The organism is Thermococcus sp. CX2, assembly GCF_012027555.1.
Classification (GTDB): Archaea; Methanobacteriota_B; Thermococci; order Thermococcales; family Thermococcaceae; genus Thermococcus.
In genome coordinates this window covers 347,252-372,808 of sequence record NZ_SNUQ01000001.1, presented here as the reverse complement: position 1 = coordinate 372,808, position 25,557 = coordinate 347,252, and the positions used below count along the sequence as shown (strand labels likewise).

Below are 25,557 nucleotides of genomic sequence, written 5' to 3'. Positions count from 1 at the left end.
TAGAAACAAAGGAAGAAATGGTCAAAAATAGGGGTCACACCTTAATCCCGCCCATAACCAGGGCCATCGCCGCCTTCTGGGCGTGTAAGCGATTCTCGGCCTGGTCGAAGACGACGCTGTTGGGGCTGTCGATGACGTCGTCGGTGACTTCCTCTCCTCTGTGGGCCGGGAGGCAGTGCATGAATATGTAATCCGGCTTGGCGTGCTTGACGAGGTCCTTGTTGACCTGGAAGGGCTTGAATATCTTTCTTCTCTCCTCTGCCTCAGCCTCCTGGCCCATGCTGGCCCAGACGTCGGTGTAGATGACGTCGGCATCCTTGACGGCCTTGACCGGGTCGTGGAGGAGCTCAAAGGAGCCACCGCTCTCGGCCGCGTTCTGCTCGGCCCACTTGATGACCCTCTCGTCTGGCTCGTAGCCCTCTGGAGTTGCAACGACGACGTGAGCGCCAAGCTTGGTTCCGGCTATCATGAGAGAGTGGGCCACGTTGTTACCATCGCCGACGTAGACAATCTTGAGGCCCGCTATGCGGCCTTTCTTCTCGAGAATGGTCTGGTAATCGGCCAGAGCCTGGCAGGGGTGGCTGAAGTCGGAGAGACCGTTTATGACTGGAACATCCGCGTACTTGGCGAGGTCGACGACGTCCTGGTGGTCGAAAACACGGGCCATTATTCCGTCGACGTACCTGCTCAGAACGCGGGCGGTATCGGCTATCGTCTCACCGCGCCTGAGTTGCAAATCATTGGCGTTGAGGTAGAGGCCGTAACCACCGAGCTGGTAGATTCCAACCTCAAAGCTTATCCTCGTCCTGGTCGAGGGCTTTTGAAAGATCATTGCCAGGGTCTTGCCCTCAAGAACGCGGTGCGGCTTGCCGATCTTGTTCCATATCTTCATCATTTCGGCGGTTTTGAGAATAGTCTCAATCTCCTCCCTCGTGAAGTCCTGGAGGCAGAGAATATCCCTTCCGGCTAAGCTAACCACCATGTGCATCACCGTTTAAAGCTGGCCATCCCTTTTAATAATCCTTTCGTCGGATAAAGGTGCTTCCAACTGAAACCTTTTGAGCACCGATGCTCAAGAGCTTTCTAAACGTAATGGACACCAGTGGAATGTAAATGACATTCATGTATTTTCGATGGAAGTGTGTCCAAAATTTATTGAGAAATGTGGAAAATCTTTTATAATATAACGCCTCATTATTCCCTGAGGTGTTATCTATGGGAGAGCTTGGTAACGCTAAGATACTTGGCGGTGTTGGTGCCCTGCTTGGACTCGTAGGACTTGGGTTCATAGGCTTCATACTGAAGCTCTTGGCGGTGAAGAAGATATCCGAGGCCACTGGAAATGATGAAATATTCCAGAAGTACCTGTACGCGGCTATACTGGGAATTGTGTCCAGTCTTATACTGTTTGTGGCCGTGATGCTCCCAGCGATGCGTGGTAGAGCTATGGATGTTGTCGGCATGGGAGTTGTGGGGGTAGTTGGCATAGTTCTGCTGATCGCAGCGGTATTGTTCATGAAGATCAGCTATGACCTGATAGCGAAGGAAACTGGCGTTGGGATGTTCCACACAGTGGCACTGCTCTACATAATTGGCGCAGTTCTGATGGTAGTGATGATAGGAGCCCTAGTTTTATTCATAGCAATAATTCTGGAGGTCGTGGCCTTCTTCTCCCTCCCGGACGAGGTTCCAGGAAGGGGCGAGGCTTCCCCGGCCATTTGAATTTCCCTTTTATTTTGATATGCAGGGTATTTGGTTCTCTGTTCCCATCGGGTAAACCTAATAAACCTGAAGCGGTTTTACCTTCGGTGGCGCTGATGGGGGATGGAATCAAAGTCAAGCTTGTCAATTATACGAAAAAACCTCTGGAAACCGTCACTTGGGCAGCTCTTATAAGCTACTGGGATGAATGGGAGACGGAAGCCTTTGAGCGAATGGGCGAAAAGGACGTCACGATGCACCTTCCGAAGGTTCTCGGCTATGGCCATGAGTCCATTCTGGAGCATGCGGTTCTAACGTTTTCCATTGAGGGTATATCCAGGATTACCTCGCACCAGCTCGTTCGTCACAGAATAGCAAGCTATACGCAGCAGTCACAGCGCTACATAAAGCTCAACCCTGAGAACGTCGAGGAGACCTTTGTAATCCCCGAGAGCGTTAAGGAAAGGCCAGAGCTCTACGAAAAGTGGAAGGAATTCATGAAAAGGGCGATTGAGCTATACGAGGAGAGTTACAGCGAAGGCGTCCACCAAGAAGATGCTCGCTTCATCCTCCCCCAGGCTGTAAAGACGAAAATAGTGGTCACAATGAACCTCCGCGAGCTCAAGCACTTCTTTGGATTGAGGGCCTGCGAGAGGTCCCAGTGGGAGATAAGGGAAGTGGCCTGGAAAATGCTCAAGGAGATCGCGAAGAACGATGAGCTGAGGCCGATAATAAAATGGGCGAAGCTTGGGCCGCGTTGTATCCAGCTCGGTTATTGCCCCGAGGGCCAGCTTATGCCCCCCGGTTGCTGGAAGAGGACGCGGGAGAAATGGAAAGAAGTAGCTCTGGGGTGAAACCCCCCGTTAAATTCTTTTGAAGGGTCAGCTCTTGGTGGGTGGAGCTTATGAGTGATGAGAGGAGGAGTATAACCGACGTTATACGGGAGGAGATAATGAGGAGGCCCTTTGTGAGGGAGTGCATAAGCTTGGGAATTGTTAACTATAGCGCCCTTGCGAGACTTCTTGCTGAGGAGCTTGATCTGGATTCTTCGATTCCCGCCATTAAAATGGCACTGATAAGACTAGGCGAAGAGCTCAAAAAAGAAAAATCCCTCCTGGAAGGCAGGGTTAGGGAGGTTATCGGGAACAGCATTATAGAGTTGCAGTCCGATGTGAGCGTGATAACGGTTTCAAAGGAGCGCATTACTGGAGTTATAAAAGATATCTCCGAGATAATGAGTGAGTCACGGTTCTTCCAACTGACCCAAGGGAGAGAAACATTTACAATCGTTATTGCCAGTGAGGATGAGGAAAAAGTGTGCCACTTGGTGGGAGAAACCGTCAGCATACTGAGGGATCAAACGGCACTCACCATAATAAGCCCAGGGAGAATAATCGAAACTCCTGGTGTAGTGGCCTTCATGACATCAGCACTCTCATTAAACGGGATAAATATAACTCAAGTAATTTCCTGCTACAAAGACACGATCTTTGTAATTGACCGAAAAGACGCCCCAAGGGCATACCAAATTCTCGAAGAGCTGATAAGAAGGATGCGGTAAATCGTTCTAAATAAACTGTTTCAAATATAACAAAACTTGACTATTTTGAAATATTTGTTACAGAAAACATAAAAACGTTTCGATTATTCCTCGAGTGCTTCCGTTTCAGGACCTGCAGGATAGAGGATGGTTGTTGGCACTGTAAGGGGGGATAGCCATGTCAGACTTTGGAGTGCTCTCACTCTTGCCGCCTCTGGTGGCTATAGGCTTGGCAATACTCACCAAAAGGGTCCTATTCGCTTTGTTTTTTGGAGTGTGGGTAGGTGGACTTCTGGTTGCAGGTGGAGATCCAATAGGTGCAACTACTGAAACACTGAAGTGGATAGTCTTCAACATAGCTTCAGCATGGGAAGAAGACGGCCAGGTCATGACTGATCTGTGGAACACTAGAATACTGTTGTTCGACGCACTCATTGGTGCCGGTGTCGCACTTATATACAAAGCGGGTGGAATGAACGCCATCGCCAAAGCCGTAACTCGGAAGGTCAAGACCAGCAGGGCTGCTTCATTGATGACGGCTATCTTTGGTACCATAATATTCTTCGACGACTACACGAACACAATCATTGTCGGAAACACCATGAGGCCCATCACCGACAGGGCAAGAGTTTCGAGGGAGTTTCTGGCTTACGCTGACGATTCCACCGCCGCCCCGGTGGCAGTTCTGGCCGTGGTTTCAACGTGGATAGGCTACGAGCTTGGACTCCTAAAGGACGCCATCGCAAGCGTGGGTGAAAACATAAGCGCTTACTCGGCCTGGTTCGCGAGCTGGCCTTACAGGTTTTATCCAATCCTCGCGGTTATCCTTGTCTACCTCGTGGCGGCTACTCACAGGCACTACGGTCCGATGTTGAAGGCCGAGTACAGAGCCAGAAAGGAGGGTAAAGTGCTCCGCGACGGCGCCCGGCCGATGATGACCACCGAGGTCGATGTTGGAATGCCTATAGGGGACAAGGAAAGCGTCTGGGTATTCATACTACCCGTCCTGGCACTGGTTCTCATGACCTTCCTCGGCCTGTGGGTTACCGGAGGTGGAAATGCTGCCTATGCGGAGGGAGGATTCCAGGAGGTTCTGTCGAATGCAGACTCGACGTGGGCCCTCGTGTGGGGTTCGTTCTCAATGGTCATAGTTGCAATGGCGCTCGTCTTGGCCATGAAGATAATGACCCTTGAGGATGTCGAGCACACCTTGGTCGCGGGAATGAAGCAGATGCATTTCGCCATGATGATACTCATCCTCGCGTGGAGCATCAAGAGCGCCTGCGACGCCGTTGGAACTGCTGACTACATAGTCAGGGTGGCCTCAAACGTGCTCTCCCCTGGACTGATTCCCTTCGTCGTCTTTGTGGTGGCGGCGTTCATATCGTTCACGACCGGAACGAGCTGGGGAACCTTCGCGATAATGATGCCTATAGCGGTTCCGCTCTCCTACCAGCTCAGCGGAAGCTTTGGCCCGATTGTTTACGCCAGCATTGCCTCAGTCTTTGCGGGGGGAGTATTTGGCGACCACTGCTCCCCGATCAGTGACACAACCATCATGAGCTCGATGTTCTCTGGCTGCGACCATATCGACCATGTGAACACTCAGATACCCTACGCCCTCACCGCGGGTGTCGTTGGTGCAGTGATGCTTCTGCTCTTCGCCGCCGGACTAAGGAACGGCTGGGTGCTACTGGCGATAGCGGTGCTCCTTCTCGTGGTGCTTCACCGTGTCCTCAGCGAGTGGTACGGCAGACGGGCGGGTATCCCACACGGCAAGGTTCCCACCTACATCGTAGAGGAAAGCTGATTTTTCCATTTCTTTTTGTGTATGCAGTCGTTGACGGGTTCTAAACCGACGGTTTAAGAAATCCTTTTTTAAGGCCTTAATTAATAAAATAGTGGGTGAGTAATCGTGAAAACAAAGAGCTGGGAAGTTGAAATCATCCATCCATGGGAGAGCCTTGAAGTAATCCTGAGTGAGCCGGAGAAAACACTTCCGTTCTTCCCTTACTTTGAAAGCATTGAGGGGGACACCGTTCGGTTCAAGGTGCCGCGCTTCATCTTTGATTTTGGCTATGAGTTTAAGCTCGCGGTCGGCTTCCAGAAGAGAAAAGCGATATACACCTTCACTGGGGACAGGGGCATACTCACCGTCACGTTCGAGATGGCCGGGAGCAGGCTTAGGGTGACGGCCAGCTGGTCAGGATTCGGAGAGGTGTTTATGGGTAAGCCCCTCGAAACTTTTGCCAAAGGCATAGCCAAGGCAATACAGGACTTTTGCAGTGCCCAGGCGGCCTGTCCAGTGATGGCGATAACCGAGGAAGAAGGAATCGTGGAACACGTAACCCCTGAGACAGCCCCGGCTCTCATAAAAAGGATTTCATGGGAGCTGAAAGGGAAGGACTTCATCTTGGAGGGTATTTCAGAGGATGGGACGGTCCTATCGGCCACGGTGAAGGATGAACACCTCGTTGAACTCAAGGTTAAAGAGAAGGAAGGAAGGGAGACGATCATACAGGCGGAAGTGCCGGTTTTGGAGCTTACACCTGAGCTCTTTGAGGGCCTACCGCTGAAAGAAAAGTTTGAGATAAAAGTAAAGCGGATTTAAACTTTCTCTTCTTTTAGGACTTCTTCAAGTGCCCTCTTCAGCTCGTCGTAGGCCTCTTCCAGTGATTCAGGGATGACCTTCGTATCGGCTATAACCGGCATGAAATTTGTGTCGCCGTTCCACCTCGGGACGATGTGGAGGTGGACGTGGGAGTCAATGCCGGCACCAGCGACTCTTCCGAGGTTCACGCCCATATTAAAGCCATCTGGGTTCATAGCTTTCTTCAGAGCCTTTATCATGAGCTGGGAGAGTTTCATTATCTCAAGAAGTTCATCGTCGGTCAAGTCCTCCCACTTGCCCACGTGCCTGTAGGGGGCTATCATCACGTGGCCGGGGTTGTAAGGGTAGTTGTTCATGATTATGAAGCTGTGCTTCCCGCGGTAGAGGATGAGTCTCTCCCTATCGCGGTTTTCTTTCGGGAAGTCGCAGAATATGCATCCATCATGCTTGGGTGAGCGTATGTACTCTATCCTCCAGGGTGCCCACAGTACATTCATCTTGTCACCTCCAGGTGGGGAAACGGGGCAGGGTTAAAAGCTTTTTTGGACACATTACGATACAAAGACCCATAGGGGTTCAGAACCGCCCAACAAAGCTTTTAATGATTACCCCCTACTCACTCCCGGTGATAGACGTGAAGAGGAAGGGACTTCTGATAATCCTCGATGGCCTCGGAGACAGGCCGATCAAAGAGTTCGGTGGAAAGACCCCGCTCGAGTACGCGAATACGCCTAACATGGACAGGCTCGCCAAGATGGGAATCCTTGGCCAGCAGGACCCTATAAAGCCGGGCCAGCCAGCCGGCAGCGACACCGCTCACCTCTCGATATTCGGCTACGATCCATACAAGGTCTACCGCGGCAGGGGCTTCCTCGAGGCGCTGGGAGTTGGCCTCGACCTTGACGAGGACGACCTCGCCTTCAGGGTTAACTTCGCCACTATCGAGAACGGCATCATCACCGACAGGAGGGCCGGAAGAATAAGCACGGAGGAAGCCCACGAGCTCGCCAGGGCCATTCAGGAGAACGTCAAACTGCCTGTTGACTTCATCTTCGTTGGGGCGACCGGCCACAGGGCCGTTCTGGTGCTCAAGGGCATGGCTGCTGGCTATAGAGTCGGCGAGAACGACCCCCACGAGGCGGGTAAACCGCCCCACGAGTTTACATATGAGGATGAGGAGAGCAAGAAGGTGGCAGAAATCCTCGAGGAGTTCGTGAGGCAGGCCCACGAGGTTCTCGAAAAGCACCCGATAAACGAGAAGAGGAGGAAGGAGGGCAAGCCGGTAGCGAACTACCTCCTCGTCAGGGGCGCGGGAACTTATCCGGACATACCGATGAAGTTCACCGAGCAGTGGAAGGTTAAGGCCGCGGCAGTCGTTGCCGTCTCACTCGTCAAGGGCGTCGCAAGGGCGATAGGCTTTGACATATACACGCCCGAAGGGGCGACCGGAGAATACAACACCGATGCGATAGCCAAAGCCAAGAAGGTCGTTGAACTCCTCAAGGACTACGACTTCGTGTTCCTCCACTTCAAACCTACCGATGCTGCCGGCCACGACAACAACCCGAAGCTCAAGGCTGAAATGGTGGAGAAGGCCGACGAGATGATAGGCTACATCATCGACAACATCGACCTCGAGGAGGTTGTCATAGCGATAACCGGCGACCACTCAACTCCATGTGAGGTCAAGAACCACAGCGGCGACCCGGTTCCGCTCCTCATCGCTGGCGGTGGCGTCAGGGCCGACCACACTGAGGCCTTCGGCGAGCGCGAGTGCATGCGCGGTGGAATAGGCAGGGTGAAGGGTCACGACATAGTGTCTATGATGATGGATCTCATGAACCGCTCCGAGAAGTTCGGAGCCTGAACTCTTCTCCTCTTTTTTCTTCCGTATCGCTTGAAATGAACTTCATTTTAACGTTCAAATGAAAAACTTAATAAGATTCCGGGACGAACCTCCAAAATAGGTGATAGTGTGAAGAGAGTTCCGGTTTTTAACGACCTCAAGAGGATAGGAAGTGACAGGGTCACGGCTATAGGCATAGGTACATGGGGCATCGGCGGCTACGAGAGCCCTGATTACTCGCAAGATGAGGAGAGCATCGAAGCTCTCAAGCATGGTCTCGAGCTGGGCATCAACCTCATCGACACGGCAGAGTTCTACGGTGCCGGCCACAGCGAGGAGCTAGTGAGAGAAGCGATAAGGGAGTTTGAGAGAGACGATATATTTATCATCAGCAAAGTATGGCCGACGCACTTCGGATACGAAAGCGCGAAGAAGGCCGCCAGAGCGAGCGCCAAGAGACTCGGCACTTACATAGACCTCTACCTTCTCCACTGGCCAAGCAACAGCTTTGAGAAAATCAGGGAGACGCTTCGCGCCTTGGAGGAGCTCGTTGATGAAGGATTAATCCGCTACATGGGAGTGAGCAACTTCGACCTTGAACTTCTCAAGCGCTCCCAGGAAGTCATGAAAAAGTACGAGATAGTCGCCAACGAGGTGAAGTACTCCCTCAGAGACCGCTGGCCAGAGACAAGCGGTCTGCTCGACTACATGAAGCGCGAGAAGATTGCCCTGATAGCCTACACGCCGCTTGAGAAGGGTTCTCTCGCGAGGAATGAGTGCCTGGCAAAAATCGGTGAGAGATACGGCAAAACCGCCGCTCAGATCGCGCTGAACTACCTCATCTGGGAGGATAACGTCATAGCCATCCCAAAGGCCGGGAGTAAAGCCCACCTCGAAGAGAACTTTGGAGCCATGGGCTGGAGGCTCAGCGAAGAGGATAGAGAAAAAGCCCGGAGGTGCGTTTGATGTACGGCTACCACAACAAGATAGCACGCGTGAACCTAAGCAAAGGTAAGGTAACCTACGAGGAGCTGCCCGACGAGACGATTAGGAAGTTCATAGGAGGAAAGGGGCTTGGCTACTATATCATCTACCGTGAGGTTCCGCCGGGAACCGATCCGCTCAGCCCGGCGAACAAGCTCGTCTTCGCTCCAGGAGGAATGACGGGCTTAGTTCCGGGCTCGAGTAAGGTCATAGCCGTGAGCAAGAGCCCCGAGACTGGGTTAATAAGCGACTCCAGCGGTGGGGACGCCTTCGGGCCCAAGCTCAAGGGCCACTTCGACGCCCTGATAATCGAGGGGAAGGCGGAAGAGCCAGTCTACCTCTACATCCATGATGGCGAGGTTGAGATAAGGGACGCCAAAGGCCTATGGGGCAGGGGAACCTACGAAGTCGCTGGGGAAATCTGGAAGGAGCATCCCAAGGCGAGCATGGCCATGATAGGGCCAGCTGGAGAAAAAACTGCCAGGATAGCGAACATTGTCTACGACACCGAGAGGGCATCTGGAAGGGGCGGTCTTGGAGCGGTCATGGGCAGCAAAAACCTCAAAGCCGTTGTAGTTGAGCCCGGCGAGAAGCCGAAGGTGGCCAATCCAGAGGAGTACAAAAAGCTCTGGGAGAGCTTTTACAACGAGTTCGCCACCAATCCGAAGTACGGGCACACGAGGAACTACGGAACCACCGATGCCCTCAGGAGCTCGGCGAGCCTCGGCATGAGTCCTGCCTACAACTTCTCGAGGCCTTACATCCCGGACGAGCTGGCGAGCAAATTAGCGGGCGACGAGGTCAAGAAGTACGAGATCGAGCCGGAGTGGTACATCCACGGCAAGAGCTGTCCAATAAAGTGTGCTCGCTACGTCGAGGTCGAATACAAGGGGAGGAAGATACGCGTCAAGCCAGAATACGAGAGCATAGCTATGCTCGGAGCAGCAACGGGAGTCTTCAACTTCCCCGCTGTTGCGTACTTCAACTGGCTCGCCAACAACCTCGGGCTGGACAGCATCGCCGCTGGAAATACCATAGCCTGGCTCTTCGAGATGGTCGAGAGGGGCCTAATCGGCGAGGACGAGATAGGCTTCCCCGTCAAAGGCTGGGGCGACGAAGAGGCTGAAGAAAGACTTCTCAGGCTCATGGCCGAGAGGAAGGGCATCGGTGCGATCCTTGCCGATGGAGTAAAGCGCGCCTGCGAAAGGCTCGGAAGGGGCTGCGAGTTTGCAGTCCACGTCAAGGGCATGGAGTCACCGGCCTGGGACCCACGCGGAAGGAGAACCTACGCGCTCAGCTACGCCACAGCCGACGTCGGAGCGAGCCACCTGAGGGGCTGGCCAAGGCCGCATCAGCTGCCCAACCAGGGGCCGGCGAAGGAGCTCGTTCCCTCGATGATAGAAGGCAGGGACGAGAGCTACATCACCGACATGCTTGGCGTCTGTAAGTTCGTGCCCTACAGGATGGAAGACCTAGCGAGGCTCTACAGCATCGTCACTGGCGAGGAGTGGACGGTTGAGAGGCTGAGGAAAGTTGCCCAAGCGGTGGAGAGCATCGCCAGAATCCACGACACCCTCGATTGGGTCACGCCGCCGTACGACGACACCATACCGCCGCGCTGGTGGGAGCCCGAGCCAGAGGGGCCAGCGGAAGGCAACGCGGCCTTCATTGATTACAACGACTTTCTTGAGGCCAGAAGGGAGTTCTACAGGCTGAGAGGCTGGCACGAGGAGCTTGGCGTCCCGCTACCTGAGACGATGGAAGAGCTTGGCTATCCGGAGTTCAAGGAAGATGCCAAGAGAGCGATTGAGGTAGTTAAAAAACGGCTTGAATGAGCTATTCTTCTTTTCTTTCAAAATTATTTGAGAAGAAAAAGTATCAGCTCTTCAAAAACGCCTCTACAAGGTTCCTCGTCTCGTTGAAGGCCTCCAGCGGGATTCCCTTCGGCAAACCGCCGATTTCTCCCTTGACGTCCTTGAGGACGCCTTCACCAGCGCCGAGGAACATTCCCTCGCTGACTATTCCGCGGAAGTTCGCCGGCGGGAGCAGGGCAACGGCAACGCGGTTGCCTTCCTTAACGGTGAGGTCGTTGGTGACCACAGTTATTGCCCTCTCGCCGATGTTGACGTTCGTAACCAAAAGCCTGTCCGCGTTGGGGTGCTTCCCGACGCTCATGACCTCGCCGACCTTTATGTCCACCGCTATGACCGGATCGTTTATCTTACCTAATGCTAGGCGCTTGTCAAGGTTGAGGATGGTGTTGAGGAAAAACCTTATTTTTGCCACCGCCTCCTCAACCTTCTCGCGCTCGCTCTTGTCCGCCAGGCTGAGGAACTTGTGGTGCCAGTCGTCTCCACCAAGAGCCTCGATTATGCCGTTGGCCTTCTCCTTCAGAGCCTGCATCTGCGGCGTCTCTATGAGTTCCTTTGGCTCGACGTAAGAGTACCTCATCGCCTGTATCTCGGGAATCATCTCCTTTGCCAGCTGAATGGCCTTCTTCTTGTCCCACTTGCCCTTGAACTTTGCTCCCTCAATCGTCTTCAGAAAGAGCTCCACCGATTTCTCCGCCACCAGCAGGCGATAGTCCTTGCTCGTATCCCACATCTTCTTCACCCTCCAACGCTTTCAGAACGCGGTTCTTAACGCTTTCGTCCATTATGCCCTCGGCTATCGAGCGGGCCTTAGCTTCGTCGCCCCAGCGCGCGTAGGCCATTGCTATCTTCCCAAGGAGCTCCGAAGCACGCTTGTTGTCTCCAATAATCCCGGCGAGAACCAGCGGCTCCTCAAGGAGCCCTATGCGGAGGAACCTATAAGCAACGCGCTCAAGCTCCACATCAGTTGGTCTGAACTTGCCCACAAAGATTATCTCGAGAGCGTCTTCAAAGACCCTTTTTCCAAGTCTTGGCTGCTCGTGAAGGAAAAGCCAGTAGGAGAGCTCCAGCATTGAGATCGCCCTGCTCTCAAGGGGCAGGAAGCGCATGGTTTCTATCGCCAGTTCGACCTCTCCCCTCTCGAGGAGCTCCTCAACGGCGACCTTGCCGCGCTTGAGGACATCCCTTACGAGCTCTATTTTTTCCTCGAGATGTTTCGCCTGGAGCTTGAACCAGATGGACGAGTAAACATCCCTCGCCAGCTCGTAGAACTCGATGGCTATCGGATTAGGAATCTCATCCGCGCTCTTCTCTATGAGCCTTGCTATCCTTATTAACGATGAGATCGCGGCAGATGACAGTCCCCTCGAGGTCTGAAGGAGCTCGACGGCCCTTTTAAAAAGCTCCAAGGCGTCTTTGTATCTATCGGAAAGGACGAGGTTCCTCGCTATCCCTGCGAAGACCTCCCCCCTTATCCTCGGGGAACCTATGGAGTTCGCCAGTGCGAGGGCCCGTTCGAAGTAAGCCTCGGCGTCTCTGTCCTTGTCGAGGGTGTAGAGGGCCCTGCCGAGGAGCGAGTAGGCTAGTGCCCTCTCGGGAGTAGCGCTTATGGATTCCAGGGTGTCAAGCATGTTGGCAAGAACTTCGTCCCTTGGAAAAGCCGTCAGAATCTCCGTGAGAGCAACGAGTCTCTTTATTGGAGTATCTATCCTCAACGCGCTCTTGAGGGCACCTTTGTAATCCCCCTTCGATATGTGAAGCTCCACCACCTCCGCCACAAGAACCACCGACCGCTAAAAGATGTGGAACCAAAGTAAAAAAGAGTATCGCTAACCCTTTACTTTTTTGTCCCACTGCTCCAGCATCATGTCAAGGGCCAGAAGACTGTTTAGCCTGAGCCTTACCCTCCTGTTCTCCCAGTCTATTGAGCCTTTGAACTCGTTGAGAAGGTCGAAGACCTTTTCAGCTTCCTTCCGTGGAAGGTTTCCCCCGTAGAATTCCTCCCCGCAGTTTGGACACTTGAAGATGAAGCCCTCAAAGGCCCTCATAAAGCGCTCCCTGTCCTTGAAAATGGCCTGAGCGTCATCTATAGGGAGCATCTGCTCGATGAGCTCGGCCCAGTTTAAGGTTGTCCCACAGAGTGGACACTTAGCCATCTTCAACCCTCCAGATTTCTCAAAAACTTCTCAATCTCCTTCAAAATCAGCTTTATGGCCTCGTCAAGGTTGGCCTTCCCGTTCGCTCCAGCGGCACCAGCGTGGCCGCCACCAGAGCCTTCTATAACCGGCCCGACTTTCTCCATGATTTTACCGAGGTGCAGGCCTTTCTTTACCAGGTTTTCTTTGGCCCTCGCAGAAATTCTGACGCCCTTCTTCTCACTTCCGACTATTGCTATATCGGCTCCAAGCTGGAGGAAGGTCTTGCAGGCGAGGGATTCATAGGCCGAAACCTTTGACACCGCTATGATGTACTTCCTGAACTTCCTCAGCTCGAGTCTCTGGCAAGCCTTCAGCACGGCCATCCTCTTCGCTTGGTCAATGTTCTCGTCGCTGACGGGGGCAACCAGGTTGTATATCTCCCCCATCTGGATGGGAAACCTCTCCAGAATCTCGTTCACGGTCTTGAAGGTTTTGGCATTGGAGTAGCGGAATGTCGCGGTGTCGGTGACTATTCCCGCCAAGAGGGCCTTAGCTGAGGTCTCGTCATAAAAGCCGAGATATTTAAACAGCTCCCACACGATTTCAGCGGTCGAGGTTCTTGAGGAATCAACAATCATTATATCAGCCCTTATCGGATTCTCCTTCTCGGCGTGGTGGTCTATCACGATTATGAACTTGTCCTTGGGAATTTCAATAGGTTCGAGCTGCTCAATCGAGGACGTGTCGAATATCACCACGACGTCCTCGCGAACCTGTGGATCCTTCTCGATGGGAACCGGGGAAAAGGTGAGCAGCCTTTTTGTGTAGGAGGAAACACTCTGGGCCACGCCGATTCTGACCTTCTCTATTCCAATGGATTTAAGGTAGAGGGCAAAGGCTATAGCGGAGCCAAGAGAATCCGGGTCTGCATTGTGATGACAGAGCAGGAGGAAGGATTTGTCCCCTGCATTCTCCATGAAACGCTTAAGCTTTATCTTTCCCCTCATCGGCTATCTCCCTCAGCCTCGTCTCCACTCTCTCGTAGGCCCTCTCCACGGCCTCATCTATGAGCTTATCAACGTCCACCTTCACAAAGATGGGAACCTCGAGATAGACTTCAATCTCCAGATCGAGGGTCTCCCCACGGTTTATTCTCATCGTCACCTCTATGTCCTTGACCTCGCTCCGCGTGAGGTGGTCAAAGACGTAGTCTATTATCGTCTCCTGGGCAAGCTCGCCTATCTCTATGAGTTGCTCCTCGCTCAGCTCCGGAAGCCCGATGTGGATAACCCTTTTCCCACTGCTCCCCTCGTCCATCGCTATCACCTCAAAGGAAAGAGAAGAGGAATCAGCCAGCGGTCGGCCTGAGAGCGGCCTGAATCTTCTGGGTGAGCTCCTTGAGCTTCTCGTTGAGCTTCTTTTCCTGCCTCTCGAGGGCGTTGAGACGAACTTCAAGGGTTTCGACCTTCTCCTTCAGCTCCTCGAGGGCCTTAGCCTTGTCGGTCTTGACGATGAGCGTTCCCACGGTCTTGTAGATGACGGTTCCGTCTTCAACCTTCTCTATCTCCTCGAGGGCCTTTTTTGCCTCCGTCAGTTCGAGCTGAACCTTCTGCTTCTGCTGGATGACAAGCTGGAGCTGTCCCTGGTAGCTCTCGAGCTGGCCCAACATAGCCTGAACCTGCGGCGGAATGTTCTGCATGACAAACACCTCCGTAATCGTAATGCCGGGTTAGAATAAGGGCGAGGCTTTAAATAGTTTAAGGACAAAATTATAACAGGAAATCAAAAACTTTAAAGTAGACCCCTTGGCTGATATTTCCTAGGAGTACGAGATATCTCTGAATATTCCTTTGGAATTTGGATTCCAGACGAATAATAAGTTCGAATGCTTCTTCTGGAAAACCACACGAGTCTCTCAGCTGCTTCCTCTATGTCTTGGACTCTTAAATCCACGGCTACAAGGACTCTATCTTCAATCTTCTTCCAGGGCTCAAATGTTTTGAGAAGTGCCCATTGAATACCATTTGTTAAAATGCCCAAAGCAACACCTTCTTCGAAGCAGTATCCTAATAATTGTCTCGCGTGTCGTAGAATTACTTTGTTCCCCCTAAAAATTTTGGATTTGGCATTTTTGGCTTCAAGAAATGCCACCGGCCTGTAGTTTACTTTGAGAACATAGTCTGGCCGTTGTCCGTTACTGCTAGTGGCTTCAGGGTAGACCTCATCAGGGTTGTTAATATCCCATCCGAGAACTTGGAGAAGTGGTAGTATCAAATGTTGCTTTGTCGCTTCTTCATTGGATATCCGAGTTGAAATTTTTTTAGTGTACTCTATGGTTTCCAGCAACTCCCTCGAAACTGGAATTCGCAATGTTCCCCACATTATTAGTCACCAGTTTTGAAATACGTTACTAGAATCTTTTTAACTTTTTGATAACATATCTTGGGATAACTCCAGTTAGTTCTCAAATTATACTTCAATGGAATCCATAGCGACCTTAATCCAGCGGAGGTAGGAGTTTAGGGTTCCCCTTAGGGCGGAGTTGTCCTTCGCCAGAAACCTGATTATCAGCCTGTTTCCTTCGAGGAGGAAATCGATCCTGCTCCTCCGGTAGGGAACGCTCTCGTGCTCGTAAAGGACACTCTCATAAACTACTCTGGCCGTCTCCTCGTCGGGGAGTTCCAGTTCAATCACTCCTTCGATTGGCCAGGCCTCTTCCTTATTCCCAGCGCCTCCTTGTAGTCCCATCTCCTGCCGTCCTCCATTATCCATATCTTGACGCTTATGAGCGGGCCGACGGCCCTCTCCTTGGATACGTCGAGGCGGTAGAAGTTGACGGCCATTCCGCGCGGATGGCGTTCTATAACACCCAGAACGTCGGTGTTGTACCTATCAGCGATTCCGAGGAGACTCCGCTCCCTTCTTGGGACGAACTTGCCGCCCGTGAGCTCGGCAAAGGCCTGAGCAAAGGCGACGTGATCGAGACCGACGCGCTTGGCTGTGGTTACTATGAAGGGCATCTCCTCGCGGATGGGCCTGATGTCCCTGAAACCAATCTCGCGCTGTAGCTTGATGCCGTGGAGGTAGAGGTAGCCGAGGTAGCCCCAGTCCTCCGGGTCGACCTTGATGAAGGTCATCTTCAAGGGATTACCCTTCCAGACGTTGACTATCAAGAGCCTCTCGTAGTTCCTGTCATAGGCCTCCATCAGCAAGTCCTGGATAGTCTTCTTTCCCCTGGTCAAGTAAAGGGAGTTGGGGAACACCTTCTCCAGGTCGTGTCCGAAGCTCCTCGTCCTCCTCGTTGGTCTGTGTGAAGTCGTTATCAGCATCATGGCCCTCACTCAAAACTCGGTTGATTAAATAAAAGCCTTTCGAAATTCAAAAGAATCAGATCGCCTTGACGCGCCTGGCCACTTTCGGCCTGGGCTTGTAAAGTATCTTGCTGCCGCAGTAGGGGCAGCGGACTTCCCTTGTGTTCTCGAGGTCGAGTTCGACCTCCTTTCCGCATTTTGCGCAGCGGTAAACAGCCATCACCATAGCTACCACCTTAAACTAAGCAAAGGAAAGGGAATCAGGCCTTCGAAGAGGTAACCCTCTTCGCGACCTTTCCTGCTGGGGTAACCGGCAGGTAGGCGCCGCCAGCGAACGTTGCTCCGCACTTCTGGCACTGCCATATGCCGGTGCTTATTCTCCTGACGGCCTTCCTTCCGCAGACCGGGCAGACGTGCTTCTGCTTCATCTTGGCCTCAACGGCCGCGACCCTTCTTCTGATCTTGAGACCGTACCTCGGACCGAACCTTCCGGCTGAACCGACCTTAGTAGTCCTTCCCATGAGCATCACCCCTAAAGGCTACAATTTTCACGACTGAAGGGTTTTCCAGAGGACGTTTTATAAACCTTTGCATATACCTGGACACTCGGAGCGGGCTTGTCCCTAATAAACCTTTCGTGGGAAACTTTGCTGGGCAAAGTTTCATCAAAGATTGTGACTCCCTATTATCCCCACAATGCTGAGTATGAGCGCAAATTAATTCTGCACACGGAGGTGGATTCCCTCGACACTTGTCCGCCGTGGGATGTTCACAATTTTCTTTGACGCCCGTTGGGCGTCGGTCTTTTAGTGAACACCTAAAACGCCCGTGTGAACGAATCCAACTGGAAAACTGGCAGTTTATGATGCGCTCCTTTCGAGCTTCCCCTTTTCGAGAGAGTCACAAACTTTGATCAAACTTCAGCGGAGAACGAAGTTCTCCGTGTGTTGGAGCGAAGCTCCAACATTGCTTGGCAAAAAGTTTGTATCAGAAAGGGGGCCTTTGGGAATGTCGGCCCCCTGGGGGTCCCGAGGTCATCGCAACCCAATACTCCTCGGGCGGTTGATGATAATGCAGGGAAAATAAAAGGGTTACTGGCCGGCTGTGTGCACTCTTTTACTTGGGCTTCTTTTGGTTTGTTCTCTTTGTGAAACTAAACTCTGAAAAAATTTATTCTCGAAAAAAAGAAAGAAAATACTCATCTTCTTTTTGACATGATATCTGGGTGTTCTCGTGGGAAGCGGCGAGAGCCTGAGTCTTTACTCTTTATTTGGTGTCTTTCTTTTGTTCCGGGCATGCAGGTCTGCGGGGTTCATAGCTAAACCCTTATAACCCTACACCCTACCTTCCTTTAGGTGCAAAAACATGGCTGGAACGATAAGCAAGATAATCCACTTCAGGGATGAGGAGGAGTTCCTTGAGGACATGATGGAGATAGTGGAGAGGTTCACGTATCTGGCGAGCCGCTACGGCCACAATGTCATAGAGGGTATTCTTCTCTGGGATTACATAGGTATCCAGGACGAAGAGGGAGTTAAGATATTCCGCGTTGGCGAGTTTCCCTACTTCGAGGGCACGCTGAAGCTCGACCTCGAGACGCTCAGGATAATGGAGCGCTACTTCGATGAGATGGAGAGCAAGTGGGACGAGCTCCGCGTGGAGGACATCGCCTACTTCGTGGAGATGCTGAACGAGGCTCTTGGGAGGGAGATAGTCTTCTATGAGGCCTACGACCTTGGTCTCGACAGGAACACGGCCTACATAATACTCAACCTCCTGAACCTCCAGTACCTCGAGAGCGTCGTTGAAGGCACGGACAGGGAGATATTCGAAGAGGCCGTGGGGATGCTCATGGAGTACGTTTAATTCGTTAATTGTGCAACTATTGAATTATGTAATTATGTACTTGCAGAAAACAGGGGGGAGTTGCATGCTCTTCAAGAAGAGGGGCCTCTTCACTGAGGAGGACGCCCGGAAGGTCATAGAGATTGCCAGCAGGGAGAACGCGGGGGAAATCATAGTCATGTGCGAGGCCATTGAAGAGGCCGCCAAGAGGCGCCTCTGGGACTACGCGAGAGGAGTCCAGCTCATGGCCGACATGACGGGCGAAGACAGAAGCGTGCGTGTTGAGATACTCGAGGGCTACGTGAGCGATAGGGTAAAGGGCATAGACCTCAGTGAGGTGTCGGAATGAAACTCATAATGGCAGAGGTGTTCAACAGCTGGCAGGGGGAAGGAGGGAGCGTCGAGGGTTCTGCCTTTGGACGGAGGCAGATATTTGTCCGATTCGCAGGCTGTGACCTGAACTGCATTTGGTGTGACTCGAGGGAGTTCATAGATGCCTCCAAGGTCTTGCATTGGCGCTACGAGGTCGAGCCTTTCACCGGAAAGTTCGAATACAAACCTAACCCGGCGAGTTTGGATGAGATAGTCGATGCCATCCTGCGGCTTGACACAGGGGATATACATTCCATAAGCTACACCGGCGGCGAGCCAACGCTTCAGGTCAGGCCACTCAAGGCCCTCATGGAGAGGATGCACGAGCTCGGCTTTTCAAACTTCCTTGAGACCCACGGCGGCCTTCCAGAGCTAATTAAGGAAGTAGCTCATCTCACGGACTATGCCAGCGTGGACATAAAGGACGAAACGGCTAAGGCAACTGAAGACTGGAAAGCTCTCGTTCTCCGTGAGGTAGAGAGCATAAGGATTCTGAAGGATGCGGGGGCAAAGACATACGCCAAGCTCGTGGTGACGAGGGACACAAAGATAGAGAACGTCCGCTGGTATGCCTCGCTCCTGAAAGGCCTCGCACCACTTGTGATCCAGCCGCGAGAACCCATTGACATCTCCCAGCCAAAACTGATGGAGTTCTACCGCGAGGCAGCTCTGATAATGGGTCGCAAGAACGTTGGGCTGAGCTTCCAGGTGCACAAGTACCTCAACGTGCTCTGAGGTGGTGGCATGAGAAAGGCCCTCGCGCTCGTGGGTCTTTCGGCGGTTTTTGTGCTCCTCTCCATGTACACTCAGAACTCCAATCCGACAGCTTCCCAGGTAAGCGCTGTTCTATCGCTCCTAACCCTCATAGTCGGCTCGGTTTATATCAACCGCGACGAGAGGGGAGGTAAGATAGTCCCATGGGCAGGTTTGGCGCTGCCCCTTCTCCTCTTCCTGAACTACGGGAACCCGCTCTACCTGCTCGCTGGTCTTTTCCTCGGAATCGGTTTTCTCTGGAAATCGGAGCTCTCCGTAATTTCGCTCGTTTTGGCAGGCTTTCTCCTCGGCTGGCTCGCCCTTCAGGAGGATGCATATCTCGTAAGAACCATCGGTACCTTCATCCTCGCAGCGAGCATAATCACGGGCGTTGCTTCACTGTACTTTGCTGCCAAGCTTAGGTGAGTTTTTAAGTCCGCTCGCGAACTTCCACCGGCGATGATGACATTGGCCTTTAGGGTGAGTGATGCCCGGGATCGACGGCCTGAGCCACAAAAACTTTTAATCTTCAGCCAGCGAGCACAGACTTTTGAGCGAGTCACGGGGGATTTCGCTCCGGAGGAAAAGGCCTTTGGTGCGATAAGGCGATTCCTGAAGGCCATTTCTGAGCCGTCAAATTTTTAAAGCTCCCTTATTTTAGTAACCAGCGGAAAGATTAAGGGGGTGGTGTCATGCCGGTCATCGAGGAGGTCGCGAAGGTATCCTTCGAGAGGGTCGGCATGCACTCCCACATAAGGGGCCTTGGCCTCGACGAGAACGGAAAGGCGAAGTTCATGGCCGACGGTATGGTGGGGCAGGTTAAAGCGAGAGAAGCAGCCGGAATTGCCGTCGAGCTCATCAAGCGCGGAAAGCTCGCCGGGAAGGGAATCCTCCTCGTTGGTCCGACCGGAAGCGGTAAGACGGCAATAGCCATGGGAATAGCGAGGGAGCTCGGTGAGGATGTTCCCTTCGTCCAGATGGCCGGCAGCGAGATTTACTCCGCCGAGGTCAAGAAGACCGAGTTCCTGAAGCAGGCCCTGAGGAGGGCCATAGGCGTTAGAATCAGCGAGGAAAGGAAGGTTTACGAGGGTGAAGTCAAGGAGATTGAAGTCAGAAAGACGAGGCACCCGTTCAACCCCTATGTGGAGATTCCCGAGAGCGTGATAATAACGCTCCGCACGAAGGACGATGAGAAGACCATAAGGGCCGGCAGGGAGATAGCCTACCAGCTCATGGAGCTGGGCGTTGAAGAGGGCGACGTCATACAGATAGACGCTGAGACGGGCAGGATTTCAAAGCTCGGAACTGTCAAGGAGGAGGAAGGCCTCTTCTTCAAGAGGAGAGTCAACCTGCCGAGCGGCCCGGTGCTCAAGATAAAGGAGTTCACCTACACCATCACGCTCCACGACCTCGATGTTGCGAACGCGAGGGGCAACATCTTCGGACTGCTCTTCAGTTCTGGGGCAGAGATAAGCGACGAGATAAGGGAGAAGGTCGACGAGATGGTCAAGAAGTGGATTGAGGACGGAAAGGCCACCCTCGTCCCGGGAGTGCTCTTCATCGACGAGGTTCACATGCTCGACATAGAGGCCTTCTCCTTCCTGGCCAGGGCTATGGAGAGCGAGCTGGCACCGATTCTCATCTTGGCAACTAACCGCGGAAGGACGAAGATTAGAGGAACGGACATCGAGGCCCCGCACGGCATACCGATAGACATGCTCGACAGGCTGCTCATAATCAACACCGAGCCCTACAAGAGGGACGAAATCCGGGAGATAGTCAAGATTCGCGCGAGGGAAGAGAAGATTGACATAAGCGAGGAGGCTATAGAGTACCTCGCTGAGCTCGGCGAGGAGACCAGCCTGCGCTATGCCGTCCAGCTCCTGGCTCCAGCGAGCGTCATAGCGAAGGGCGGAAAGGTCGAGAGAGAGCACGTGGAAAAGGCTAAAGAGTACTTCGCCGACCTCAGAAGGAGCATAGAGTTCGTGGAAACGCTTGAGGGAATGCTGAAGTGATTCGCTCCTTTTACCCTCTGCTCCTTTTCTCGTCCATTATCTCCATCAGTCTCCTACAGAGCTTCAGATGGAACATAAACTCGTGGTAAATCCTGTTCTCCTCGGGGAAGAGCACCTTGAGCTCGTTCAGTCCGCGCTTGCCGCCGAACTCTCCGAAAACAATTACACCGTTCACTTCAATGACCCCGAAAACGGCCGCCAAGTTGAATATCAGCGTCCTGAGTTGATATGCGGTTACCTCGTGTTTTCCGAGTTTGGCAGTTGGGTAATCGAAGAGGAAGTATTCCAGCCCCTCTATCTCCGCAACGTCGGTTATTGCTATGTCTGCAGTCAGAAAGACGAGGAGAGTTGGGGTCATCTCGTCGTAGCGCTTGAGGGACTTAATGATTATCTCGTCGTTGTTGTGGGCTTCATCCTTGACGCTCTCCGCGATGATTATGCGCTCTTTCAGGCGCTCGAACTCCTTTAGGGCTATATAGGCCGCTTTCCTAGACTTCTTCATGCGCCGGTTGCTGAACTCCTTCAGCAGGTGGGCGTTTCTGACGGCCTTTCCTATCTCGCTCAGCTGGCTGCGGTGGTATTTGTAGTTCATGGCGTTCTCTATTTCCTTCTTTACTCCCTCAGCCACGACTATCTGATAACCGTCGAGCGGTCGGAAGCCCGAGATGAAGCGGTGGTAGAAGAGATTAGTGTCGGGAGCGAAGGTAACTCCCTTGCGGAGGTACTCGTAGAGCTCGAGGCTCTTCATGAACTCCTCTATGTTGTCGTAGCGGAGTATTCCGGCGGAGATAAATGCCTCGTAGAAGTCGATGTAGGTGGGCAGCTCGTAGGACAGGTACTCCGGAACGGCTTCGCTGAACTCGTGGCGGCCGACTAGGACGTTCACTTCATAGCCAGCCTCTGATGGCCAAGCACGGAAGAGGGGCAGTTCGTAGAGGGGATAGCTAACCACTATTTCAGGAAGGACGTTTATGAGTATCTGGAGCTCGGGCTTCTCGATTATCTCATATCTCACTGACATTTTCATCACCGAGGAAGTTCTTGAGCCTCTGCATGTGTCTCGGAATCATCATGTACGGCCTGTCCGGAAAGTCCATATCGAGGAGTGCCATGTAGATTATCCTGTCTACCGGGAAGTCCCTTATCTGAACCACCGCCGCCGTTGCCAGTGCCTTCCTGCCCGAAGTTACGTCGAGTCCAATGGTATATCCCTCCTTCTCAAGCCTCTGAAAGAGCTCCTTGAACTTCTTATCCGCCTCTAGAAAGCTGTTGTCTGGGATTACCACGCTCTCTATCTCGGGCATGAAGTTGTAAGCCTCTGAGATCGCCCGTATAGCCTCAATCACCCGTGGGAGTTTGTCTCTGTAAGTCTTTTCTGTGAACACAAACACTCTCTTTGGCTTTCTTCCCTTGGAAGCTACCGCGTAGTAGGTGTTGACGAGTGCCCATTCTGAGCGGCCGAGCAGCGTTACGTATGCTATCTTCCTCGGGTTCACCATGCGAGATTCCCCCATGCGAATGCAATGATTCCATATAGCAATGCCAGCAGGCTTGGTTTAACAGTTACCTTTCCCTCCACGGTCCTGTAGGCGAGCGTGAATGGCATTATCGGCATGAGGAAGTACTCGAGGCCATAGCTCTCGTAGATTCCCAAACCAGTAAGGGCAAAGAGAATGAGCAGGGTAGCGAGAACGCCGGCCGGTATGATCATTACCGTTATGAGAACCAGGTCGGCGGCGGTGCTCTTTTTGGCGTGTGGAATGGCAACTATCCACAGCAGAAAGACGAGGAAGGAGAAGTTGATGAGGAGCGTCCCGAAGGAGACCTCCAGAAAAGGCTCGCCCTTCGCGGGTATGTAGTAGAACCACGCTGCAGCGAGAGAATAAACGAAGGACATCACGAGGGCTATCCCAAACTTCATGCGAAACGCTCTACTCCCCACGCTCCCACCTCATTCTATTAGCACCATCCCGTACAAAACGCTTTCGGAGAAGTCTATCCTCACCAGCCGTCCTATCTCTATCCCGATGGCATCTATGGACGGTCTTACCTTTGTCGGCATCCTGCAGGGCTCGCCCTGTTCAAAGGGGCAGTAATCGCATAGGTTGCAACTCCCAGGGAAGAGGGCCATCGCATACATCTTGCCCTCTTTGAATAACTCCTCTTCGCGCTTAAGAAGGTAGATGAGGGCTTTCCTTTTCTCGACCTCGAAGTTGTTGTAGTCAATCTCAAACTTGATGAGAAGCGCCCGTTTGAATGAGCTGACCCAGTCCCTAGCTTCCCTCCAGTCCGGGACGTGGGGCGGACAGCTTGGCCTTTTGCCGTACATTGGACATGCCCTACACTTCCAGACGGGCCTCGGCGAGACGACTATATCATCCGTGCTCACTTCTTTCTCCCACAGCACCCTCATGGTTCATCGTTGAACTTGGGGAATCCACCATTAAAATCTTTGCTAAGAAACGTTTTTACGGATGAGAACGTATATCTTTCCATGAAGTAGGTAGCTTGCTGGTGACCCTCACGGTGCTCGCGGCGGGTGCCTGTCTTCGAAAGGAGGTGCAGATATGTCATTTGAGAAGACCTTTGAGATAGGATCCATATTCCACGACGGAGAATTCATTCCCGTTGAGTTTACTTGCGATGGGGAGAACATTAACCCGCCGATTTTCATTGGTTATATTGACCCGAAAGCCGAGAGTGTGGCCATAATAGTTGATGACCCAGATGCTCCTGGGGGAACTTTTACCCACTGGGTGGCCTGGAACATTTCACCGCTCGGAGAGATACCGAGGGGATCCCGCCCAGGGGAAATGTTGAGCAGCCGGTTCACGTGATGCAGGGTATGAACGACTTTGGAAGGATAGGTTATGACGGCCCCTGTCCACCGAAGGGACATGGCGTTCACCACTATCACTTCAAGGTCTACATCCTTGACAGGAAGCTAAATCTAAACCCCGGAGCCAGCAGGGAAGAACTGGAAAAAGCCATGAAAGGGCACGTCATCCAGTGTGGGGAACTTGTGGGGCTCTACGAGAGAAAATAAAGGTCATGGGTAGAGCAGTTTCACCGCGAGGTTTATGGCACTCTGGAGTGCAGACAGGAAGTTCAGGGTAAAGAATATCCAGTCCCCTATTATGTAGGAGTATATCGTCAGCAGTGTTGCCGCTACAACGTAGATTATGATAAACTTCATGTTCAGCGGGCAGTGCTTTTTCTTCACGGTCTCGATGGTTTGAGGTAGCCACGAACTGACCAGCAGTAGCATTCCTAGGAGTCCTATTATCTCTCCACCGTTCATTTTTCTCACCCGAACGGGAAACGGGCGAGCCTAAAAAAGCCTTATGGATGCATACATGTTAAAACCTGGGAATAGAATGCCTGAAATAGGCAAGTCTAAGCTAAAGCTGACTCGCGAGCCGAGACATCGCCCATGTTTTAACGTCTTCATCAAGGATACTGTTGATAATCTCCATTGCATCAGAGATCTTACCTGCTTTGGCGAGGGCTAACGCAACTTCAGCCTGTATCTTCGAGCGGTTTGAGAGGTCGGGTATGTAGTTGGCTATCTTCATGGCCTCCTCGGGTTTGTCAAGGTTCAGGAACTCAAAGGCGAGGCTCATTAAAGCCTTGGTGCTTTCGTCATGGTTGTCTATATCGAGGGCGGATTTTATGGCCCTTTCCAGGACTTCCCTATAATCGGCCCCCCTCTTTGCCAGCGCGACGGCGATGCGTGAGAGGGCCTTCGCTCTGATGCCTTTGTCGGGTATATCTTCCGTCATCTTGACGGCTTCTTCGAAGTTTCCAGAATCAACAAGCTTGAGGACCGCCTCATAGAGCGCCCGAGAGCGATACCACTCCTGCATGATTATCCCCACAATTTTTGGGCTTTGAAGGATTTAAGCTTTCCGCGGCCAAGGTTTATAACCTTCCGCGAGAATTATCTGCAGGTGAGAAAATGAAGAGGATTGCTTTACTGCTGCTTTTCCTCCTGACGGTTTCGACACTCTCCTACGCAGCGGCCGAAACCCAGATAGACTCAAACAAAATTCACTTCTACATGTATGGCATGGCCACATGTCCCCATTGCCAGAACATGAAAAAGCTCATCCCGGAAATCTACGGCCCCGAAAGTCTGACCTATTACGAGCTGGTGAACAACGAGGAGAATCAGAAGCTTTTCGGTGAACAGTACAAATACACCGGCATCATGGGGGTTCCAGCAATAGGTATAGCGTACGACGGGAAGCTCTACGCCATTATAGAGGGTGAGTTCAACGTTTCGGCAACGCCCAAGATAATCGAAGCTGCCATGCAGGAAGGAGGTCTCATACTGGTTGTTGGGGGACAGGCATACCTGATAAAAAACCAGACCGTCATTGAGGAACTTCAGGCGATCTACGTTGAGCACAGGCTTCCAGGGGCCGAATCCACTGAGGCTCCCAGCATTACCGCATCTACGGGTACCTATGGAGAAGAGTCAGGGGATGATGGCAAGACCTGCGGCCCGGGAATAGTCGCGGTACTTGTTCTCCTGCCCCTCCTCGCCTTGAGAAGGCGCTGACCTTTT

General features: G+C 52.6%; 33 protein-coding genes and 1 pseudogene. 15 read left to right on the top strand and 19 right to left on the bottom strand.

The annotated features are described in order from the left end of the window. Positions 1 to 34: 34 nt before the first annotated feature. Positions 35 to 982, bottom strand: a complete 948-nt coding sequence (gene argF, locus E3E23_RS02120; protein WP_167906587.1) for an ornithine carbamoyltransferase — start codon at positions 980 to 982, stop codon at positions 35 to 37. A gap of 233 nt (positions 983 to 1,215) precedes the next feature. Here argF and E3E23_RS02115 point away from each other — a divergent pair, with 233 nt between their 5' ends. The 5 genes from E3E23_RS02115 (at position 1,216) to E3E23_RS02095 (ending at position 5,852) form a co-directional block, all read left to right on the top strand. Continuing rightward, positions 1,216 to 1,722: a DUF996 domain-containing protein gene (locus E3E23_RS02115; RefSeq protein ID WP_167906022.1), complete on the top strand. Its 507-nt coding sequence runs from the start codon at positions 1,216 to 1,218 to the stop codon at positions 1,720 to 1,722. Between the two features lie 95 nt (positions 1,723 to 1,817). Further along, the gene (gene thyX, locus E3E23_RS02110) at positions 1,818 to 2,555 is read left to right on the top strand and encodes an FAD-dependent thymidylate synthase (RefSeq protein ID WP_167906585.1); all 738 of its coding nucleotides are present in this window, start codon (positions 1,818 to 1,820) and stop codon (positions 2,553 to 2,555) included. A gap of 50 nt (positions 2,556 to 2,605) precedes the next feature. Beyond that, positions 2,606 to 3,262 (top strand): ACT domain-containing protein, encoded by a 657-nt coding sequence (locus E3E23_RS02105; protein ID WP_167906020.1) that lies wholly within the window; start codon positions 2,606 to 2,608, stop codon positions 3,260 to 3,262. Positions 3,263 to 3,419: 157 nt separating this feature from the next. Continuing rightward, on the top strand, positions 3,420 to 5,051 hold the full coding sequence (locus E3E23_RS02100) for a Na+/H+ antiporter NhaC family protein (RefSeq protein ID WP_167906018.1): 1,632 nt from the start codon (positions 3,420 to 3,422) through the stop codon (positions 5,049 to 5,051). Positions 5,052 to 5,156: 105 nt separating this feature from the next. Further along, complete coding sequence (locus E3E23_RS02095; RefSeq protein ID WP_167906016.1) at positions 5,157 to 5,852, top strand: hypothetical protein; 696 nt, start codon at positions 5,157 to 5,159, stop codon at positions 5,850 to 5,852. On the opposite strand, the gene E3E23_RS02090 is transcribed toward E3E23_RS02095, so the two are convergent. Next, the gene (locus E3E23_RS02090) at positions 5,849 to 6,349 is read right to left on the bottom strand and encodes an HIT domain-containing protein (protein WP_167906014.1); all 501 of its coding nucleotides are present in this window, start codon (positions 6,347 to 6,349) and stop codon (positions 5,849 to 5,851) included. The genes E3E23_RS02095 and E3E23_RS02090 overlap by 4 nt on opposite strands. A gap of 137 nt (positions 6,350 to 6,486) precedes the next feature. On the opposite strand from E3E23_RS02090, the gene E3E23_RS02085 reads away from it, so the two are divergent. The 3 genes from E3E23_RS02085 (at position 6,487) to E3E23_RS02075 (ending at position 10,517) form a co-directional block, all read left to right on the top strand. Next, positions 6,487 to 7,719 (top strand): 2,3-bisphosphoglycerate-independent phosphoglycerate mutase, encoded by a 1,233-nt coding sequence (locus E3E23_RS02085; protein ID WP_167906584.1) that lies wholly within the window; start codon positions 6,487 to 6,489, stop codon positions 7,717 to 7,719. Positions 7,720 to 7,827: 108 nt separating this feature from the next. Continuing rightward, positions 7,828 to 8,664 carry an aldo/keto reductase gene (locus tag E3E23_RS02080; RefSeq protein ID WP_167906012.1) on the top strand — a complete coding sequence of 279 codons (837 nt, stop codon included), beginning with the start codon at positions 7,828 to 7,830 and terminating at the stop codon, positions 8,662 to 8,664. Then, on the top strand, positions 8,664 to 10,517 hold the full coding sequence (locus E3E23_RS02075; RefSeq protein ID WP_167906010.1) for an aldehyde ferredoxin oxidoreductase family protein: 1,854 nt from the start codon (positions 8,664 to 8,666) through the stop codon (positions 10,515 to 10,517). Before E3E23_RS02080 ends, E3E23_RS02075 begins: the two co-directional genes overlap by 1 nt. 43 nt (positions 10,518 to 10,560) lie before the next feature. Here the strand turns inward: E3E23_RS02075 and E3E23_RS02070 are convergent, their stop codons facing one another. From E3E23_RS02070 to E3E23_RS02020, 11 genes are all read right to left on the bottom strand, one after another. Then, a complete protein-coding gene (locus E3E23_RS02070; protein ID WP_167906582.1) occupies positions 10,561 to 11,286 on the bottom strand; it encodes a tRNA-binding protein in 726 nt (241 codons plus the stop codon). Beyond that, a complete protein-coding gene (locus tag E3E23_RS02065) occupies positions 11,213 to 12,319 on the bottom strand; it encodes a tetratricopeptide repeat protein (RefSeq protein WP_206205597.1) in 1,107 nt (368 codons plus the stop codon). Before E3E23_RS02065 ends, E3E23_RS02070 begins: the two co-directional genes overlap by 74 nt. Positions 12,320 to 12,382: 63 nt before the next feature. Beyond that, positions 12,383 to 12,709, bottom strand: coding sequence for a hypothetical protein (locus E3E23_RS02060; protein ID WP_167906006.1), 327 nt, complete (start codon positions 12,707 to 12,709; stop codon positions 12,383 to 12,385). Positions 12,710 to 12,711: 2 nt separating this feature from the next. After that, on the bottom strand, positions 12,712 to 13,698 hold the full coding sequence (locus E3E23_RS02055; RefSeq protein ID WP_167906004.1) for a bifunctional oligoribonuclease/PAP phosphatase NrnA: 987 nt from the start codon (positions 13,696 to 13,698) through the stop codon (positions 12,712 to 12,714). Continuing rightward, positions 13,676 to 14,008 carry a DUF3194 domain-containing protein gene (locus E3E23_RS02050; RefSeq protein ID WP_167906002.1) on the bottom strand — a complete coding sequence of 111 codons (333 nt, stop codon included), beginning with the start codon at positions 14,006 to 14,008 and terminating at the stop codon, positions 13,676 to 13,678. The genes E3E23_RS02055 and E3E23_RS02050 overlap by 23 nt, the downstream gene beginning before the upstream one ends. A gap of 31 nt (positions 14,009 to 14,039) precedes the next feature. Then, positions 14,040 to 14,390: a prefoldin subunit beta gene (locus E3E23_RS02045; RefSeq protein WP_167906000.1), complete on the bottom strand. Its 351-nt coding sequence runs from the start codon at positions 14,388 to 14,390 to the stop codon at positions 14,040 to 14,042. A 92-nt stretch (positions 14,391 to 14,482) separates the two neighbouring features. After that, a complete protein-coding gene (locus tag E3E23_RS02040) occupies positions 14,483 to 15,073 on the bottom strand; it encodes a type I restriction endonuclease (protein WP_167905998.1) in 591 nt (196 codons plus the stop codon). An 87-nt stretch (positions 15,074 to 15,160) separates the two neighbouring features. Further along, entirely contained in the window at positions 15,161 to 15,439 is a 279-nt protein-coding gene (gene pcc1, locus E3E23_RS02035; RefSeq protein ID WP_167905996.1) for a KEOPS complex subunit Pcc1, read from the bottom strand. Continuing rightward, positions 15,382 to 16,023 carry a ribosomal biogenesis protein gene (locus E3E23_RS02030; protein ID WP_167906580.1) on the bottom strand — a complete coding sequence of 214 codons (642 nt, stop codon included), beginning with the start codon at positions 16,021 to 16,023 and terminating at the stop codon, positions 15,382 to 15,384. Before E3E23_RS02030 ends, pcc1 begins: the two co-directional genes overlap by 58 nt. 55 nt (positions 16,024 to 16,078) lie before the next feature. Continuing rightward, entirely contained in the window at positions 16,079 to 16,228 is a 150-nt protein-coding gene (locus E3E23_RS02025) for a DNA-directed RNA polymerase subunit P (protein WP_167905995.1), read from the bottom strand. A gap of 34 nt (positions 16,229 to 16,262) precedes the next feature. After that, a complete protein-coding gene (locus tag E3E23_RS02020; RefSeq protein ID WP_167900725.1) occupies positions 16,263 to 16,523 on the bottom strand; it encodes a 50S ribosomal protein L37ae in 261 nt (86 codons plus the stop codon). 844 nt (positions 16,524 to 17,367) lie between these two features. Here E3E23_RS02020 and E3E23_RS02015 point away from each other — a divergent pair. From E3E23_RS02015 to E3E23_RS01995, 5 genes are all read left to right on the top strand, one after another. Beyond that, positions 17,368 to 17,868, top strand: coding sequence for a hypothetical protein (locus E3E23_RS02015; RefSeq protein ID WP_167905993.1), 501 nt, complete (start codon positions 17,368 to 17,370; stop codon positions 17,866 to 17,868). 64 nt (positions 17,869 to 17,932) lie between these two features. Continuing rightward, positions 17,933 to 18,196 (top strand): hypothetical protein, encoded by a 264-nt coding sequence (locus E3E23_RS02010; RefSeq protein ID WP_167905991.1) that lies wholly within the window; start codon positions 17,933 to 17,935, stop codon positions 18,194 to 18,196. Continuing rightward, positions 18,193 to 18,954, top strand: a complete 762-nt coding sequence (locus E3E23_RS02005; RefSeq protein ID WP_167905989.1) for a 7-carboxy-7-deazaguanine synthase QueE — start codon at positions 18,193 to 18,195, stop codon at positions 18,952 to 18,954. Before E3E23_RS02010 ends, E3E23_RS02005 begins: the two co-directional genes overlap by 4 nt. A 9-nt stretch (positions 18,955 to 18,963) precedes the next feature. Continuing rightward, positions 18,964 to 19,398, top strand: a complete 435-nt coding sequence (locus E3E23_RS02000; protein WP_167905987.1) for a hypothetical protein — start codon at positions 18,964 to 18,966, stop codon at positions 19,396 to 19,398. Between the two features lie 266 nt (positions 19,399 to 19,664). Next, entirely contained in the window at positions 19,665 to 20,987 is a 1,323-nt protein-coding gene (locus E3E23_RS01995; RefSeq protein WP_167905985.1) for a RuvB-like helicase, read from the top strand. A 10-nt stretch (positions 20,988 to 20,997) separates the two neighbouring features. On the opposite strand, the gene E3E23_RS01990 is transcribed toward E3E23_RS01995, so the two are convergent. From E3E23_RS01990 to E3E23_RS01975, 4 genes are read right to left on the bottom strand one after another with little or no spacing between them, the layout of a single operon-like run. Beyond that, entirely contained in the window at positions 20,998 to 22,008 is a 1,011-nt protein-coding gene (locus tag E3E23_RS01990) for a PIN domain-containing protein (protein WP_167905983.1), read from the bottom strand. Further along, positions 21,992 to 22,486 (bottom strand): hypothetical protein, encoded by a 495-nt coding sequence (locus E3E23_RS01985; RefSeq protein ID WP_167905981.1) that lies wholly within the window; start codon positions 22,484 to 22,486, stop codon positions 21,992 to 21,994. The genes E3E23_RS01990 and E3E23_RS01985 overlap by 17 nt, the downstream gene beginning before the upstream one ends. Beyond that, on the bottom strand, positions 22,480 to 22,929 hold the full coding sequence (locus E3E23_RS01980; RefSeq protein ID WP_371807512.1) for a hypothetical protein: 450 nt from the start codon (positions 22,927 to 22,929) through the stop codon (positions 22,480 to 22,482). The genes E3E23_RS01985 and E3E23_RS01980 overlap by 7 nt, the downstream gene beginning before the upstream one ends. A 9-nt stretch (positions 22,930 to 22,938) precedes the next feature. Further along, positions 22,939 to 23,400 carry a DUF2284 domain-containing protein gene (locus E3E23_RS01975; RefSeq protein ID WP_167905979.1) on the bottom strand — a complete coding sequence of 154 codons (462 nt, stop codon included), beginning with the start codon at positions 23,398 to 23,400 and terminating at the stop codon, positions 22,939 to 22,941. A gap of 154 nt (positions 23,401 to 23,554) precedes the next feature. On the opposite strand from E3E23_RS01975, the pseudogene E3E23_RS01970 reads away from it, so the two are divergent. Beyond that, positions 23,555 to 24,033: pseudogene (locus tag E3E23_RS01970) on the top strand (YbhB/YbcL family Raf kinase inhibitor-like protein). 3 nt (positions 24,034 to 24,036) lie between these two features. Here the strand turns inward: E3E23_RS01970 and E3E23_RS01965 are convergent. After that, on the bottom strand, positions 24,037 to 24,288 hold the full coding sequence (locus E3E23_RS01965; protein ID WP_167906576.1) for a hypothetical protein: 252 nt from the start codon (positions 24,286 to 24,288) through the stop codon (positions 24,037 to 24,039). Between the two features lie 100 nt (positions 24,289 to 24,388). Beyond that, on the bottom strand, positions 24,389 to 24,853 hold the full coding sequence (locus E3E23_RS01960; protein ID WP_167905978.1) for a hypothetical protein: 465 nt from the start codon (positions 24,851 to 24,853) through the stop codon (positions 24,389 to 24,391). Between the two features lie 92 nt (positions 24,854 to 24,945). Here E3E23_RS01960 and E3E23_RS01955 point away from each other — a divergent pair, with 92 nt between their 5' ends. Then, positions 24,946 to 25,551: a CGP-CTERM sorting domain-containing protein gene (locus E3E23_RS01955; RefSeq protein ID WP_167905976.1), complete on the top strand. Its 606-nt coding sequence runs from the start codon at positions 24,946 to 24,948 to the stop codon at positions 25,549 to 25,551. Positions 25,552 to 25,557: the final 6 nt, after the last annotated feature.

Excerpts from the sequence above, each read along its gene's own strand:
- argF (WP_167906587.1), bottom strand. The coding sequence starts at position 982 with ATGGTGGTTAGCTTAGCCGGAAGGGATATTCTCTGCCTCCAGGACTTC.
- E3E23_RS02115 (WP_167906022.1), top strand. The coding sequence starts at position 1,216 with ATGGGAGAGCTTGGTAACGCTAAGATACTTGGCGGTGTTGGTGCCCTG.
- thyX (WP_167906585.1), top strand. The coding sequence starts at position 1,818 with ATGGGGGATGGAATCAAAGTCAAGCTTGTCAATTATACGAAAAAACCT.
- E3E23_RS02105 (WP_167906020.1), top strand. The coding sequence starts at position 2,606 with ATGAGTGATGAGAGGAGGAGTATAACCGACGTTATACGGGAGGAGATA.
- E3E23_RS02100 (WP_167906018.1), top strand. The coding sequence starts at position 3,420 with ATGTCAGACTTTGGAGTGCTCTCACTCTTGCCGCCTCTGGTGGCTATA.
- E3E23_RS02090 (WP_167906014.1), bottom strand. The coding sequence starts at position 6,349 with ATGAATGTACTGTGGGCACCCTGGAGGATAGAGTACATACGCTCACCC.
- E3E23_RS02075 (WP_167906010.1), top strand. The coding sequence starts at position 8,664 with ATGTACGGCTACCACAACAAGATAGCACGCGTGAACCTAAGCAAAGGT.
- E3E23_RS02070 (WP_167906582.1), bottom strand. The coding sequence starts at position 11,286 with ATGTGGGATACGAGCAAGGACTATCGCCTGCTGGTGGCGGAGAAATCG.
- E3E23_RS02060 (WP_167906006.1), bottom strand. The coding sequence starts at position 12,709 with ATGGCTAAGTGTCCACTCTGTGGGACAACCTTAAACTGGGCCGAGCTC.
- E3E23_RS02055 (WP_167906004.1), bottom strand. The coding sequence starts at position 13,698 with ATGAGGGGAAAGATAAAGCTTAAGCGTTTCATGGAGAATGCAGGGGAC.
- E3E23_RS02050 (WP_167906002.1), bottom strand. The coding sequence starts at position 14,008 with ATGGACGAGGGGAGCAGTGGGAAAAGGGTTATCCACATCGGGCTTCCG.
- E3E23_RS02045 (WP_167906000.1), bottom strand. The coding sequence starts at position 14,390 with ATGCAGAACATTCCGCCGCAGGTTCAGGCTATGTTGGGCCAGCTCGAG.
- E3E23_RS02040 (WP_167905998.1), bottom strand. The coding sequence starts at position 15,073 with ATGTGGGGAACATTGCGAATTCCAGTTTCGAGGGAGTTGCTGGAAACC.
- pcc1 (WP_167905996.1), bottom strand. The coding sequence starts at position 15,439 with ATGGGACTACAAGGAGGCGCTGGGAATAAGGAAGAGGCCTGGCCAATC.
- E3E23_RS02030 (WP_167906580.1), bottom strand. The coding sequence starts at position 16,023 with ATGATGCTGATAACGACTTCACACAGACCAACGAGGAGGACGAGGAGC.
- E3E23_RS02025 (WP_167905995.1), bottom strand. The coding sequence starts at position 16,228 with ATGGTGATGGCTGTTTACCGCTGCGCAAAATGCGGAAAGGAGGTCGAA.
- E3E23_RS02020 (WP_167900725.1), bottom strand. The coding sequence starts at position 16,523 with ATGGGAAGGACTACTAAGGTCGGTTCAGCCGGAAGGTTCGGTCCGAGG.
- E3E23_RS02015 (WP_167905993.1), top strand. The coding sequence starts at position 17,368 with ATGGCTGGAACGATAAGCAAGATAATCCACTTCAGGGATGAGGAGGAG.
- E3E23_RS02010 (WP_167905991.1), top strand. The coding sequence starts at position 17,933 with ATGCTCTTCAAGAAGAGGGGCCTCTTCACTGAGGAGGACGCCCGGAAG.
- E3E23_RS02005 (WP_167905989.1), top strand. The coding sequence starts at position 18,193 with ATGAAACTCATAATGGCAGAGGTGTTCAACAGCTGGCAGGGGGAAGGA.
- E3E23_RS02000 (WP_167905987.1), top strand. The coding sequence starts at position 18,964 with ATGAGAAAGGCCCTCGCGCTCGTGGGTCTTTCGGCGGTTTTTGTGCTC.
- E3E23_RS01995 (WP_167905985.1), top strand. The coding sequence starts at position 19,665 with ATGCCGGTCATCGAGGAGGTCGCGAAGGTATCCTTCGAGAGGGTCGGC.
- E3E23_RS01990 (WP_167905983.1), bottom strand. The coding sequence starts at position 22,008 with ATGTCAGTGAGATATGAGATAATCGAGAAGCCCGAGCTCCAGATACTC.
- E3E23_RS01985 (WP_167905981.1), bottom strand. The coding sequence starts at position 22,486 with ATGGTGAACCCGAGGAAGATAGCATACGTAACGCTGCTCGGCCGCTCA.
- E3E23_RS01975 (WP_167905979.1), bottom strand. The coding sequence starts at position 23,400 with ATGAGGGTGCTGTGGGAGAAAGAAGTGAGCACGGATGATATAGTCGTC.
- E3E23_RS01965 (WP_167906576.1), bottom strand. The coding sequence starts at position 24,288 with ATGAACGGTGGAGAGATAATAGGACTCCTAGGAATGCTACTGCTGGTC.
- E3E23_RS01960 (WP_167905978.1), bottom strand. The coding sequence starts at position 24,853 with ATGCAGGAGTGGTATCGCTCTCGGGCGCTCTATGAGGCGGTCCTCAAG.
- E3E23_RS01955 (WP_167905976.1), top strand. The coding sequence starts at position 24,946 with ATGAAGAGGATTGCTTTACTGCTGCTTTTCCTCCTGACGGTTTCGACA.